This window comes from Hydrogenophaga pseudoflava (assembly GCF_031020795.1).
Taxonomy (GTDB): Bacteria; Pseudomonadota; Gammaproteobacteria; order Burkholderiales; family Burkholderiaceae_C; genus Hydrogenophaga; species Hydrogenophaga pseudoflava_A.
Window position 1 is genome coordinate 524,591 of the sequence record NZ_JAVHJP010000002.1, and the last position, 13,191, is coordinate 537,781.

Annotated in this window: 16 protein-coding genes; 4 read left to right on the plus strand and 12 right to left on the minus strand. The window is 65.5% G+C overall.

The features are described from left to right. Window positions 1-2 precede the first annotated feature (2 nt). Both moaA and RCO38_RS08210 read right to left on the minus strand, forming a co-directional pair. On the minus strand, window positions 3-1,118 hold the full coding sequence (gene moaA / locus RCO38_RS08205; RefSeq protein WP_308327804.1) for a GTP 3',8-cyclase MoaA: 1,116 nt from the start codon (window positions 1,116-1,118) through the stop codon (window positions 3-5). A gap of 75 nt (window positions 1,119-1,193) precedes the next feature. Next, a complete protein-coding gene (locus RCO38_RS08210; RefSeq protein ID WP_308327805.1) occupies window positions 1,194-2,018 on the minus strand; it encodes a metal-dependent hydrolase in 825 nt (274 codons plus the stop codon). A gap of 85 nt (window positions 2,019-2,103) precedes the next feature. Here RCO38_RS08210 and RCO38_RS08215 point away from each other — a divergent pair, with 85 nt between their 5' ends. Continuing rightward, window positions 2,104-2,733: a TetR/AcrR family transcriptional regulator gene (locus RCO38_RS08215; protein WP_308327806.1), complete on the plus strand. Its 630-nt coding sequence runs from the start codon at window positions 2,104-2,106 to the stop codon at window positions 2,731-2,733. Window positions 2,734-2,791: 58 nt separating this feature from the next. On the opposite strand, the gene RCO38_RS08220 is transcribed toward RCO38_RS08215, so the two are convergent. Next, entirely contained in the window at window positions 2,792-4,852 is a 2,061-nt protein-coding gene (locus tag RCO38_RS08220; protein WP_308327807.1) for a sodium-translocating pyrophosphatase, read from the minus strand. Window positions 4,853-5,091: 239 nt separating this feature from the next. Here RCO38_RS08220 and ppa point away from each other — a divergent pair, with 239 nt between their 5' ends. Further along, window positions 5,092-5,628 carry an inorganic diphosphatase gene (gene ppa / locus RCO38_RS08225; RefSeq protein ID WP_308327808.1) on the plus strand — a complete coding sequence of 179 codons (537 nt, stop codon included), beginning with the start codon at window positions 5,092-5,094 and terminating at the stop codon, window positions 5,626-5,628. An 80-nt stretch (window positions 5,629-5,708) separates the two neighbouring features. On the opposite strand, the gene RCO38_RS08230 is transcribed toward ppa, so the two are convergent. The 6 genes from RCO38_RS08230 to RCO38_RS08255 form a co-directional block, all read right to left on the minus strand. Beyond that, on the minus strand, window positions 5,709-6,113 hold the full coding sequence (locus RCO38_RS08230; protein WP_308327809.1) for a bactofilin family protein: 405 nt from the start codon (window positions 6,111-6,113) through the stop codon (window positions 5,709-5,711). A gap of 4 nt (window positions 6,114-6,117) precedes the next feature. Further along, a complete protein-coding gene (locus RCO38_RS08235) occupies window positions 6,118-6,462 on the minus strand; it encodes a hypothetical protein (protein WP_308327810.1) in 345 nt (114 codons plus the stop codon). Window positions 6,463-6,616: 154 nt separating this feature from the next. Beyond that, window positions 6,617-7,207, minus strand: coding sequence for a bactofilin family protein (locus RCO38_RS08240; RefSeq protein WP_308327811.1), 591 nt, complete (start codon window positions 7,205-7,207; stop codon window positions 6,617-6,619). Further along, a complete protein-coding gene (locus RCO38_RS08245) occupies window positions 7,204-7,662 on the minus strand; it encodes a bactofilin family protein (protein WP_308327812.1) in 459 nt (152 codons plus the stop codon). Before RCO38_RS08245 ends, RCO38_RS08240 begins: the two co-directional genes overlap by 4 nt. Then, window positions 7,659-7,973, minus strand: a complete 315-nt coding sequence (locus tag RCO38_RS08250; protein WP_308327813.1) for a hypothetical protein — start codon at window positions 7,971-7,973, stop codon at window positions 7,659-7,661. The genes RCO38_RS08245 and RCO38_RS08250 overlap by 4 nt, the downstream gene beginning before the upstream one ends. A 107-nt stretch (window positions 7,974-8,080) precedes the next feature. Beyond that, window positions 8,081-9,331 (minus strand): GNAT family N-acetyltransferase, encoded by a 1,251-nt coding sequence (locus tag RCO38_RS08255; RefSeq protein WP_308327814.1) that lies wholly within the window; start codon window positions 9,329-9,331, stop codon window positions 8,081-8,083. On the opposite strand from RCO38_RS08255, the gene RCO38_RS08260 reads away from it, so the two are divergent. Continuing rightward, window positions 9,330-11,021, plus strand: a complete 1,692-nt coding sequence (locus tag RCO38_RS08260; RefSeq protein WP_308327815.1) for an NAD+ synthase — start codon at window positions 9,330-9,332, stop codon at window positions 11,019-11,021. The two genes, RCO38_RS08255 and RCO38_RS08260, sit on opposite strands and share 2 nt — an antisense overlap. Before the next feature lie 81 nt (window positions 11,022-11,102). Continuing rightward, window positions 11,103-11,441, plus strand: coding sequence for a P-II family nitrogen regulator (locus tag RCO38_RS08265; protein ID WP_066263643.1), 339 nt, complete (start codon window positions 11,103-11,105; stop codon window positions 11,439-11,441). Here RCO38_RS08265 and RCO38_RS08270 read toward each other — a convergent pair. Genes RCO38_RS08270 through RCO38_RS08280 form a run of 3 tightly spaced genes read right to left on the minus strand, consistent with a single transcriptional unit; the run spans window position 11,438 to window position 12,964 of the window. Continuing rightward, window positions 11,438-12,025 carry an LOG family protein gene (locus tag RCO38_RS08270; protein WP_308327816.1) on the minus strand — a complete coding sequence of 196 codons (588 nt, stop codon included), beginning with the start codon at window positions 12,023-12,025 and terminating at the stop codon, window positions 11,438-11,440. The two genes, RCO38_RS08265 and RCO38_RS08270, sit on opposite strands and share 4 nt — an antisense overlap. Next, window positions 12,022-12,408: a diacylglycerol kinase gene (locus RCO38_RS08275; protein ID WP_308327817.1), complete on the minus strand. Its 387-nt coding sequence runs from the start codon at window positions 12,406-12,408 to the stop codon at window positions 12,022-12,024. The genes RCO38_RS08270 and RCO38_RS08275 overlap by 4 nt, the downstream gene beginning before the upstream one ends. 13 nt (window positions 12,409-12,421) lie before the next feature. Further along, window positions 12,422-12,964 (minus strand): RDD family protein, encoded by a 543-nt coding sequence (locus tag RCO38_RS08280; RefSeq protein WP_308327818.1) that lies wholly within the window; start codon window positions 12,962-12,964, stop codon window positions 12,422-12,424. Window positions 12,965-13,191: the final 227 nt, after the last annotated feature.

The window sequence follows — 13,191 nt, forward strand, 5'->3', positions numbered from 1 at the left end:
GCTCAGCCCCCGATGTAGCTCATTTCGATGCGGCGCCCGCCCGTGCTCTGGTCCGGCGGCATCGAGGCACGCAGTTCCGAGTAGCGGTCGTCGCGGCCTTGCCAGATGGCGGCGATGGCGCTGGCGAGCTCCGCGTCGCTGGCGCCGCCGCGCACCAGCGGCTTGAGGTCGTGGCCCTGGGTAGCGAACAGGCAGAGATAGAGCTTGCCTTCGGTGGAGAGGCGGGCGCGGTTGCAGTCGCGGCAGAAGGCCTGCGTCACGCTGCTGATCACGCCGATCTCGCCGCTGCCGTCGGCATAACCCCAGCGCTCGGCGGTTTCACCGGGCGCCGACGGTTCCAGCTGCACCAGCGGCAGCTCCTGATGGATGTGTCGGACCACCTCCGCACTGGGCATCACCTCGTCCATGCGCCAGCCGTTGGTGGCGCCCACGTCCATGTACTCGATGAAGCGCAGCACCGCGCCGGTGCCTTTGAAGTGGCGCGCCATCGGCAGAATTTCGTGCTCGTTGGTGCCGCGCTTGACCACCATGTTGATCTTCACCGGCCCAAGGCCAGCCTCGCGGGCCGCCTCGATGCCGCGCAGCACGTCTGCCACCGGAAAGTCGACATCGTTCATGGCGCGGAAGACCGCGTCGTCCAGCCCGTCCAGGCTCACGGTCACGCGCCGCAGGCCGGCGGCCTTGAGGTCGCGCGCCTTGCGCTCCAGCAGCGAGCCGTTGGTGGTCAGCGTGATGTCCAGCGGCCGGCCTTCGGTGGTGCGCAGCGCGGCCAGCTGTTCGATCAGGATTTCGATGTTCTTGCGCAGCAGCGGTTCACCGCCGGTGAGGCGGATCTTCTGCACGCCGTGGGCCACAAACTGGCGCGCGATGCGGGTGATTTCCTCGAAGCTCAGCAGCGCGCTGTGCGGCAGGTAGGGATAGTCCTTGTCGAAGATCGACTTGGGCATGCAGTAACTGCAGCGGAAGTTGCAGCGGTCGGTGACGCTGATGCGCAGGTCGCGCAGCGGCCGCCCCAGTGCATCGCCGAGCAGACCGGTGGCGGCGATCGGGGTGGTGGGAACGACCGCGGCGCGGGCCTTCAGGCGCTGGTCGATCAGGGGAATCACGCGTTCGGACATGACTCGATTATGGTCGACCCCGCATACCCGGGCCCGGACGCAGGGGTTCCGGAAAGGGTCAATGTTTTCGCGGAGTCAGGCGCCGGCGCCGACGCGTTCGAAGGCCTGTGCGTGGGCTTGCAGCCAGCGCTCGGACAGATCGCTGTGGTGCTGGTCCGGATGGAAGTCGCGGCGGAAATAGTGTTTCCACGGAACATAGCTGGCCCGCAACAACCCGTCGCTCCCCAGCAGGTGGCGGGCTGCGCTGCGCCAGGTGGACCAGTGCCAGAGCGTGCCGTCGGCGCGCAGATTGGAGACGGTCTGGCGCAGCGCATCGCCCAGGAAGAACACGGTCACGCGGCGCATCCAGCGTACGCGCCAGGCGTGGCTGCCGCCCAGGGCCTGGTAGATGTCGAAGGCCGTGGATTTGTGCTCGGCCTCCTCGGCGCTGTGCCACAGCCACAGCGTCTTCAGGCGGGGATCGCTGCCCTCCAGAAGCTCGGGGTGCGACAGCAGCCACTCGGCGAAGAGGGCGGTGAAGTGCTCGTTGGCGGCGGTGATGGCCACACCGTGGCGCACATCAGCTCCCTGCATCAGCGCCAGTCGCCGACGCGCCCGGGGCTCCCAGTGGTTGCGCAGTCCGTGCTTCTCGATCTGGGCATTGAACAGGCTGTGGATGCGGCGATGGGTCGCCTCCTGGCCCACAAAGCCCTGGACCTCGCCGCGCAGCGCCTCCTGCCGCTCCGAAGGCAGGGCCTTGAAGCCGGCGCGCACCGAGTCGATAAAGAACTGCTCGCCGAGCGGGAAGCTCATGGACAGGGCATTGAACCAGGCGGTCAGGAAGGCGTCGCCTCGGCACCAGTGGCGTTCGATGGGCTGGTCCAGATCGATCAGCAGGCGGCGGACGACAAGTTCGGTCATGGCGGGTCATGGGTATTGGTACCCGTTGGTACCGGGAGCGCCATGGTCTGGCTTTCACTTGCGGGTGTCAAGCCGGCCATCCCGAATGACCATGCCGCCTAAGATGTCGGACATGGCGTCGAACCAGACCACACCCGAGACCGTCATCGGCAGCGAACACCGTCGGCGACTGCTGCAAGGCATGGCCAGCATGGCGGCCGCCAAGGGCCTGGCCGAGGTGACCATTGCCGACGTGGTGCGAGAGGCGGGTGTGTCCAAGCGCACGTTCTATGAGCACTTCGAAAGCAAGGACGCCTGCTTCCTGGCCCTGTACCGGGCGGTGAGCATGAACGCCCTGAAAACATTGAGCGACTCGGTGTCTGCCGGGCGGCCCTGGCAGCAACAGCTGGAGCAGGCGCTGCAGGCCTACCTCTCGCACATGGCGGCCAATCCAGAACTGCTGCGCACCCTGTTCATCGAGGTCCACCATCTGGGAGCGGCGGGAGAAAGGGCCCGCCGGGACGTCATGGATGCGTTGGCCGCTTTCATGGCAGAGACCCTTCGCCGCGGGCCAGGGGAGAGCGTCATCGACGAGGGGCTGGCGCTGGCAGCCGTGGGAGGCATCAACGAGCTGATTCTGCGGGCCATCGAACAGGGGCGGGTGGCTGAACTCCCCGCCATGACGCCGGTGGCCAGTGAAGTGGTGCGGCGACTGGCCCGGCCGCCCGCGACCTGAGAACACTCTGCTCCGGGGCCATGCTGCCATGGCACACCGGAGCAGGTGTGCGCGGCACTCAGACCATCGGCAGCAGCGGCACGATGAGCAGCGCGACGATGTTGATGATCTTGATCAGCGGGTTCACGGCCGGGCCGGCGGTGTCCTTGTAGGGGTCGCCCACGGTGTCACCGGTCACGGCTGCCTTGTGGGCTTCGCTGCCCTTGCCGCCGTGGTGGCCATCCTCGATGTACTTCTTGGCGTTGTCCCAGGCACCGCCGCCGGTGCACATGGAGATCGCCACGAACAGACCCGTCACGATGGTGCCCATGAGCAGGCCGCCGAGGGCCTTGGGCCCGAGGAACACGCCGACCAGGATCGGCACCACCACCGGCAGCAGGCTGGGCACGATCATTTCCTTGATGGCCGCACCCGTGAGCATGCCCACGGCCTTGCCGTACTCGGGCTTGGCCGTGCCTTCCATGATGCCGGCAATCTCCTTGAACTGGCGGCGCACCTCGACCACCACCGCCCCGGCCGCGCGGCCAACCGCCTCCATCGCCATGGCGCCGAACAGGTAGGGGATCAGGCCGCCGATGAACAAGCCGATGATCACCATCGGGTCGGACAGGTCGAAGCTGACTGCGTGACCGTAGGTTTCCAGCTTGTGGGTGTAGTCGGCGAACAGCACCAGGGAAGCCAGACCGGCCGAGCCGATGGCGTAGCCCTTGGTCACGGCCTTGGTGGTGTTGCCCACGGCGTCCAGCGGGTCGGTGATGTCGCGCACGCTGCTGGGCAGTTCGGCCATTTCTGCAATGCCGCCGGCGTTGTCGGTGATGGGGCCATAGGCGTCCAGTGCGACCACGATGCCGGCCATGCTGAGCATGGAGGTGGCGGCCACGGCGATGCCGTACAGGCCGGCCAGCGAGTAGGCCGCCATGATGGCGACACAGACGAACAGCACCGGCCAGGCGGTGGAGCGCATCGACACGCCCAGGCCCGCGATGATGTTGGTGCCGTGGCCGGTGGTGGAGGCCTGTGCGATGTGGCGCACCGGCGAATACTGCGTGCCGGTGTAGAACTCGGTGATCCACACCAGCGCAGCGGTCAGCACCAGACCCACCACCGTGGCGCCAAACAGGCGCATCTGGCTGCCGGACGCAGCGATGGCGTTGTCCGGAATGATGGCCGTTGTGACGAAGTAGAAGGCGATCAGCGAGAGCGCACCGGCGATGGCCAGGCCCTTGTAGAGCGCCGGCATCACGTTCTTCATGCCGGGGCTGGCCTTGACGAAAAAGCAGCCGATGATGGAGGCGATGATGGACACGCCGCCCAGCACCAGGGGGTACATCACCGCCTGCATTGGCGCGGCCGCCACCATCAGGGCGCCCAGCACCATGGTGGCGATCAGCGTGACCGCATACGTCTCGAACAGGTCGGCCGCCATGCCGGCGCAGTCGCCGACGTTGTCGCCCACGTTGTCGGCGATCACGGCGGGGTTGCGCGGATCGTCCTCAGGGATGCCGGCTTCCACCTTTCCCACCAGGTCGGCTCCGACGTCGGCGCCTTTGGTGAAGATGCCGCCACCCAGGCGCGCGAAGATGGAGATCAGCGAAGAGCCGAAGGCGAAACCGATCAGCGGGTTCAGCAGCTTGGCCAGGTTCTTGTCGGGCGTGAGGTTGCCGTTGCCGACCAGGAACCAGAAGAAGCCGGCCACCCCCAGCAGGCCCAGGCCCACCACCAGCATGCCGGTGATGGCGCCGCCGCGGAAGGCCACATCCAGCGCCGGGCCGATGCCTCGGGTGGCGGCCTGTGCGGTGCGCACGTTGGCACGCACAGAAATGTTCATGCCGATGAAGCCGCAGGCACCTGAGAGCACCGCGCCGAGCACGAAGCCGATGGCGGTGGGGCCGTCAAGAAACACGCCGATCAACACGGCCAGAACCACACCGACGATGCCGATGGTCGTGTATTGCTTGGCGAGGTAGGCGGCAGCGCCGGCCTGGATGGCCCCGGCGATTTCCTGCATGCGGGCGTTGCCCGCGTCCTGGGAAAGAATCCAGCTGCGGGACCAGAAACCATAGACCACGGCCACCAGTCCACACACCAGCGCAAAGATCAGCGCAGTTTGTCCAACCATAGATTTCTCCTGCTCCGTAACGTTTGACTTGGAGGGGGCAACGCTGAGAGGACGACCCCCGCTGCGTTGCTTCCTCGCGTCCGTCACGCACCCGGGAAGGTGGGGCAGGGCGATTGGCCAACGGGTCGAATGTAGCGGGAATTGCTTCAAGAGCGAACTGATGTGGATCAGGAAGTCAGGTTGGAATCAGTAAAATCAGGGTTAATCACTAGCGTTTTCCTCAACTTTCCAAAGAACCCATGTCTCTCGACAACGTCACCCCTGGCGACAAGATCCCCGAAGCCTTCAACGTCATCATCGAGATCCCCATGAACGGCGATCCGATCAAGTACGAGGTGGACAAGGAATCGGGCGCGATCTTCGTGGACCGTTTCATGAACACCGCCATGCACTACCCGACCAACTACGGTTATGTGCCCAAGACCATTGCCGGCGACGGCGACCCGGTGGATGTGCTGGTGGTCACCCCCGTGCCGCTCATGCCCGGCGTCGTGGTGCCTTGCCGCGCCATCGGCATCCTGAAGATGACCGACGAGGCCGGCGAAGACGGCAAGGTGCTGGCTGTGCCGACCAACAAGATCCTGTCGCTGTACAGCCGCTGGACCAAGCCCGAGGATCTGAATCCGATGCGCTTGAAAGCCATCGAGCACTTCTTCGAGCACTACAAGGACCTCGAGCAGGGCAAGTGGGTCAAGGTGGCTGGCTGGGAAGGCCCCGAGTCCGCCCACAAGGAAATCATGGACGGCATCGCCGCCTACAACAAGTCTCTCGACTGAACGCGGCTCCACCGCCCTGGTGCTGGACACAAAAAAGCCTGCCACATGGCAGGCTTTTTTGTGGGCGTTGCGGGCCTGAATCAGTTGGGCGCCGCGTCGATGTCGCCCCGGTATTCGATCTTGCCGCGCACGCGGGCGCGCGGGTGCATGTCGATCAGCTCGTCGTAGCTTGCATCGCCGATCAGCGTGGCCGAGCCGGTGATCTCCAGTGCCTTGCGGGCGATCACGGTGCCGATCACCTTGCCCTCTATGAACACGTAGTCCGCCTCCAGCCGGGTGTTCTCGACCACGCCCGTGGCTCCAACATGCAACGTGCCGCCGGTTTCGAAGGTGATGTTGCCTTTGAGCTGGCCGTCCACCTTGATGCCCTGGTCACGGCTGGTGTGAAAGTTGCCGTCGAACACAGCGCCTTCTGCGATCAGGCTGGTGATGGCGGAGAGGCGCTCGGCCGGAACGAGGCGCGTGGACGCGGGGTTGTGGCTCATGAGGTCAGGGCTCCTTGCTGTGCAACCAGTTTTCAGGGGTGAGGGTGAGTGTATCGGGAGATGTCGGTGCTTCGATGGCCGTTGTCGCGACCCTCGCGGTGCGTTCGATCTGCACGCTGACCTCCAGTTTCAATGGGCCTGAGTCTGTCTCTGCAACGGCCTCGAGAGGCGCTGCCTCGGCTGTTGTCGCGGAGACGGGCTCGGGCGCGTAGACCGCGGCCTCTGCTTCGACCATGCGTGGTTCGGCCTTGGACGACGCCGGAAGCCGGCCCGACAGGTATCCCGCCACGATCAGCAGCGCGAGCGCCACCACCAGCCAGGGCAGGTAGCGCTGGGCGAACCAGACCATCCAGCGCCAGGCGATTCTGCGCCGGGCGACACGCCGGTCCCTGCGCCAGCTGGCCTGGAGCGCGGCCAGCCGCAGCGCCTCGGAGCCGGGGATCGACGGCTGGCGGGGCGAGGGCGGTTGCGGGTGTTCGCTCCGCGGCCACTGCATGAGACCGTCAGTTCATTTTCCGGGCGGGTGCCACGCGTTCGAGCGTCGCGTTGAGGTCGGCGCCGTTGACCTGGATGCGCCCGTAGCGCACCAGCCCGTGGACACTGGCGGAATCGTGCAGGGACACTTCACCCTGACCCGAATCGAGCACGCCGTCGGTGTGTCCCATGACGGAGATCTTGTGGGCGGTGATGTCCCCTTTGACGCGCCCGGTCTCGGTGACCACCACCGAGACCTGGATGCCTTCGGCCTGGGTGAGGTTGCCATCGATCTGGCCCGCGACGCTGAAAGGTCCCTTGAGCAGGGCGTTGCCCACGAAGTGCATGCCGTCGGCCAGCATGCTGCGTGCCGAGGCCACCTCGGTCGCATCGACCACGGGCACATTGCCACCCTGCGCCTGCAGCATGGGAATCGGTTCGGCCATGGCCGGCGGCATGGCCCGTCCCACATCCACCTCCAGGGCCTGCGGCGCGTCGGATGCGGGCTCCTGTTCCGGCATGGGCATGGCGGGGAAGCTGTTCTGGTCGTTCATCATGGTCGGGGATCCTGGGGGCTGTTCGAGATGGCGTTCGGGCGGGATGTAGCGGCGTGCTTTCATGATCGGCTTCCGGGTGCTCTCAAGGGCTGCTGGGGCTGGGCATCATGCAACACGGGCACGGTGCTTCCCAACTTTAGCGTCTTGAAAGGCCCGCGAAGATCCGCGCCCTCGTACAACTGCAGGCGTTTGGCCATCAGGGTTCCGGTGGACATGCCGGTCTGGGCCACATAGGCCATGCCATGGCACTCCAGCTGCGTATCCTGGGCCGCGCCGTCGGGCAGACCAAGCTGGCCGAAGAGGTACAGGTCGCCCTGCACCCGCACCGAGCCCCGCACCACGCCGCCCTTCCAGATGATGAGCCGCCCGTTGACCCGGATTTGCCCGGAGATCTCACCCTGCACCAGCAGACCGCCTTCAAACAGCAGGTCTCCCGCCAGCCGGCTGCCGGCGGCCACCCGGTTGACCACGTTCATCGCAACAGGGTCGATCGTCAGCGTGTCCTGTGGCAACTTCATTTCCACAGCAGGACCCCCCAGGAGATGGCCGAGCCGGTCAGCGACAGCAGGCCCAGAGCAGCCATCCATAGCGCATGACGCTCCATCAGGCGCCGGACACGACCGGGTCGCATCCTCGCTGAGCCCGGAGGGGTGGCATGGTGGAGCAACGCCCATTCGTTCCAGAGCCGGCTCAGTCGGCTTTCGCCCGTGGCCAGATCGACTTGCAGGCCTTCTGCACCGGTGCCGCCGGGTTGGCGACGTCGACCGAGCAGCACGGTGAACGGTGCGCCCACAACGGTCTGGGTAAAGAAGGCGTCTGTCGGGTCCATGGTTCGGGATTGTAGGGAGGGTGTAACAAGCTGCTACGAGTATGCGTGCGCGCCGACCGCCTCGAGTCGTGATGCATTCCTTGAACAGCGTCCCGCGTGCAGCGTGCTTACGACAGATTGTCGGGGATGGTCGCAGCGGGGCCCCCGCTGCCTGCACGGACCGGGTTGCGTTCGGCAAGGTGTGCGAGATAGTTGTCCACGCCGCTTTCCTCGCGCTCCAGGAAACGCGCCACCGCATCGGAAAACGCCGGATGGGCCAGCCAGTGGGCGCTGCTGGTGCGCACCGGCAGAAGCGCGCGGGCCATCTTGTGTTCACCCTGGGCGCCGCCCTCGAACCGAATGTAGCCATGGTCGATGCACCAGTTCAGAGGCTGGTAGTAGCACGCCTCGAAATGGAGGCAGTCCACACGTTCCAGCGCTCCCCAGTAACGGCCGTACGCCACCCGCCGCTCTGCATCGATGCCCACGAGACTGCTGGCGATCGGGCGGCCATCCCGCTCGGCGATGAACATCAGCCAGTGCTCGGGCATGTCGTTGGCCATGCGGACGAAAAACTCCGGCCGGAGATAAGGGGCATTGCCGTGCTCCAGATAGGTCCGTTCGTAGCAGCTGTAGAAGAAACGCCAGTCGGCGGGACCTATCTCCCGTCCCTGCGCATGGCGAAAGCGCACGCCGGCCTCGGCCACCTTGCGCCGTTCCTGGCGGATCTTTTTTCGCTTGTCCTGCTGCAGACTGTTCAGGAACTGTTCGAAGTCGGCATGGTCCCGGTTGTGCCAATGAAACTGCACCGTGTGACGCAGCATCAACCCAGCGTCGGCACAGGCCTGCAGGTCGCGCGGCTGGCCGAACAGCAGGTGCAGCGACGAGAGCCGCTGGTCCTTGCAATGACGGACCAGTGCCTGTACCAACGCAGCGCGCGCGGCGTCGTCGCGCGCCAGCAGCCTGGCACCTGGTACCGGCGTGAAGGGTACCGCCACCAGGGCCTTGGGGTAGTAGGACAGCCCGTGCTGTTCGTAGGCGTTGGCCCACGCCCAGTCGAACACGTACTCGCCGTAGGAGTGCTGCTTCAGGTACAGCGGGCAGGCCGCAGCCATCTCCCCACCGTCCCACAGGGTCATGAAAGCCGGGCGCCACCCGGTGCGGCGCGTCGCGCTGCCGCTGGCATCAAGCGCTACCAGATACTCCAGCCGCATGAAGGGGCTTGGGTCCCCATCCAGCGCCAGCAGGGCGTTCCACTCGGCAAGCGGGATTTCTGACGGCGCATCGAATACCCGGGTGACATAATCTTTGTCCCCCTTGCCGGGGCCCTGGGCTCCGGTGTCTGTTTCCTGTGTTGTTCCCCTTGGTTCCGATTCCATGACGCTCAAGATTTGTGTGGCCCAGCTCAATTTCGTGGTGGGGGACATGACTGGCAATGCCAGGCGCATTGTGGAAGCGGCGCGCAGTGCCCATGCGGACGGGGCACAACTCCTCGTGACTCCTGAACTGGCGCTGTGCGGCTACGCCGCCGAGGACCTGTTTCTGCGACCCGCGTTCATCAACGCCTGTGATGATGCGCTCAAAGCGATCGCCAGCGGCACGGCCGACCTCAAAGGCCTGCACATCGTGGTGGGACATCCTGCCCGCAGACTGGGTGACACCGGGGTTCGCAGCCGAAGCGTGTCGGTGGCGAGTCTGTACAACGCCGCGAGTGTGCTCTGCGAGGGGCGCATCACACACAGCTACGCCAAGCGGGAACTGCCCAATTACCAGGTGTTCGATGAGCGGCGCTACTTTGTTCCCGGAAGCGAAGCCTGTGTGTTTGAGGTTCCGGACCGCGCTGGCGAGTTAGTAAAAATTGGCTTGCTGATCTGCGAGGACGCCTGGTTCGACGAGCCCGCGGCCGACGCGCGCGCCGCCGGGGCCGAGGTGCTGGTGATCATCAACGCCTCGCCGTTTCACACGGGCAAGGGGGGCGAGCGGGAATCCACCATGCGCGAACGCGCGCGGGCGGTCGGCCTGCCCCTCGTGTATGCCCACCTGGTGGGGGGGCAGGACGAGATCGTGTTCGAAGGGCGCAGTTTCGTGCTGGGCGCCGACGGAGCGCTCGCGGGCCGCGCCATCAGCTTTGAACAGGTCATGTTCGACATCGCCATGACTCGTGCGGGCGGCGGCTGGCTGATCGAGGCGTCTGTGGACCGGCCCCACAGTCCGGAGGCCGATCTCTGGCACGCGCTGGTGCTGGGGGTGCGCGACTACCTGGGCAAGAACGGGTTTCCAGGGGCGCTGCTCGGGCTGTCGGGTGGTATTGACTCAGCCTTGGTACTGGCCATTGCGGTCGATGCGCTGGGCAAGGACCGCGTCCGGGCGGTGATGATGCCTTCCCCTTACACCGCGGACATTTCGTGGATCGATGCACGCGACATGGCGGCGCGTCTGGGGGTGCGCTACGACGAGATCGCCATCGCACCCGAGTTCGAGTCGTTCCGGGCGTCGCTCAACCCGCTGTTCGAGGGGCGTGCAGAAGACACCACCGAAGAAAACCTGCAGGCACGCATCCGCGGCACGCTGCTGATGGCGCTGTCCAACAAGTTCGGCTCCATCGTGCTGACCACCGGCAACAAGAGCGAGATGGCCACCGGGTACTGCACGCTCTACGGCGACATGGCCGGCGGTTTTGCGGTCATCAAGGACGTCGCCAAGACCATGGTGTTCCGCCTGGCACGCTGGCGCAACGCCCACGACCCGTATGGCTCCGGCGCCAATCCCATTCCCGATCGCATCATCACGCGGCCGCCCAGCGCCGAACTGCGCCCGGACCAGACAGACCAGGACAGCTTGCCGGAATACGAGGTGCTGGACGCCATCATCGAGCGCTACATGGAGAACGACCGCAGCCCCGCGCAGATCGTGGCAGAGGGTTATCCGCAGGCCGATGTGGACAAGGTGGTGCGGCTGATACGCGTCAACGAGTACAAGCGGCGCCAGGCGCCCATCGGCATTCGCGTGACGCATCGCAGCTTTGGCAAGGACTGGCGCTACCCGATCACGAGCCGGTACCGCGCCTGACACGCCCGAGTGCACTGTGGGGACAGGCCCCCTTGGGCATAATCCTCCGGCAACTTTGCCCGCCAGACTGGAGACCCCGACATGAAGCAGATCACCGCCGTCATCAAACCGTTCAAGCTGGAAGAGGTTCGGGAGGCGCTCGCCGAACAGGGCGTGACCGGTCTGACCGTGACCGAGGTCAAAGGGTTCGGTCGTCAGAAGGGACACACCGAGCTCTACCGTGGTGCTGAATATGTGGTGGACTTCCTGCCGAAGGTGAAGCTGGAAGTGGTCGTGAAGTCGGACGACGTGGACCGGTGCGTCGACGCCATCGTGCGGGCCGCCCGCACCGGCAAGATCGGCGACGGCAAGATCTTCGTGACGCCGGTCGAGCGCGTGGTGCGCATCCGCACCGGGGAAGAGGACGAAACCGCCGTTTAAATGCGGTCCAGGCGGTCGGCGGGCGTGACGCCCCCGGCCTGCACCAGCTCAGGCAGCAATTGCTGCCAGTCGGTTCCCACACGGATCAGCTCCATCTGCCAGGGCCCCATGAACTGCTGGTCGACACCGGTCTGCATGAAGCCCAGAAGACCGTCGTAATAGCCCTCGACATTGAGCAGGCCCACGGGCTTGTCGTGGTAGCCCAGCTGTCGCCAGGTCCAGACTTCGAAGAATTCCTCGAACGTGCCGATGCCACCTGGAAGGGCGAGGAAGGCGTCGGCCCGTTCGGCCATCATGCGCTTGCGCTCGTGCATGGTGTCGACCACATGCAGTTCGCTGCAGCCCCTGTGGGCCCATTCCCGCTCCACCAGCGCCTTCGGGATGATGCCGACCACTCGTCCGCCGGCCGCCAGCGTCGCATCGGCCAGCAGCCCCATCAGGCCGTTGTGTCCTCCGCCATAGACCAGCTGGCCGCCGTGGCGACCGATCCACTCGCCGACCGATCTCGCAACCTGCGCATACGCAGGATGGGCCCCCGGTCGCGAGCCACAGTAGACGCAGAGAGAGAACGCAGGTGTTGTCATGAGATTCGATGAAAGAGGGCTGCGCCCCAGGTGCCGGCACACAGCACCAGGCTGAGCAGCACCGCCGCACTGCCCATGTCCTTGGCGCGTTTCGAGAGTTCGTGCCACTCCGGCCCGATGCGGTCGATGGCCGATTCCACGCCGGTGTTGAGCAACTCGACGATCAGGACCAGCAGCACGGAGCCCGCCAGCAACACCGCCTCCACCCAGGTGTGCCCCAGCCAGACCGACAAGGGCAGCAGCAGCGCCGCCGCAAGCATCTCCTGGCGCAAGGCAGTTTCCTGCCAGCCCGCACGCAGACCCGCCAGGGAATAGCCGAAGGCGTGCCACATCCTGCTCAATCCATGTCGCCGCTTCTGGGCGTCCGTGGGCTCGGTGTTCATGCTGAGCGTTGCCTCACAGGTGCCAGAACCTGGCAGGCCGCGGCGGCAGATCGGGTTTGAAATGCACCAGGCGGGTTCCCGCCAGCGCATCGTGAACAAACTGCCCCTGGGCGTGGAACCGGGAGAGCAGGGCCCAGACCAGCACCCATCCGATGACGATGACCGACAGCTCACCCGCGGGCAGCTTGAAGATGCCACCGGCGGCCAGCGGTGGCAGGAGCCACAGCCAGCAGAGCAGATAGCGGACCAGCGCCCGCTTCTGCGTCAGGGCCTGTCCGCGGGCATCGACGACGCGGATGTGCCAGGTCTTCATGGCCAATGTCTGTCCTTTGGACCAGAACCAGACGAAATAGATGCCGAACACGATGAACAGAAACGCCTGTTGCCAGTGGCGGTTGTCCAGCGCGTGGCGGGTCTGGGTGAGTGTGGAGAACAGGTACCCGGCAATGAACACCACGCCGAAAAGCAGCATGCCTTCGTACAGCCAGCAGGCCATTCGGCGCATCAGCGGCGGCGCGACGAGGGAGGGCGAGGGGGCGGGAGAGGAGGCAGGCATCGTGGACGGAGCGGGACAACGGGCGATTGTCTCACCCCGCAGTGGGTGGTTTGTGCAACGTTTCGGTCCGCTTGGGCGCCGTTCTGTGTGAGGGTATGTGTTGCAGTGCGATAATGCCGGGCTGCAATTTAAAAAGGCAAACGGGTCAAGGTCCGGCGGGGTATGTGTCCGCTCATGTCCTTGGCCTCAAGTTCCGACACCGCCTCACGAGGGTGGGTGAAGGAGCA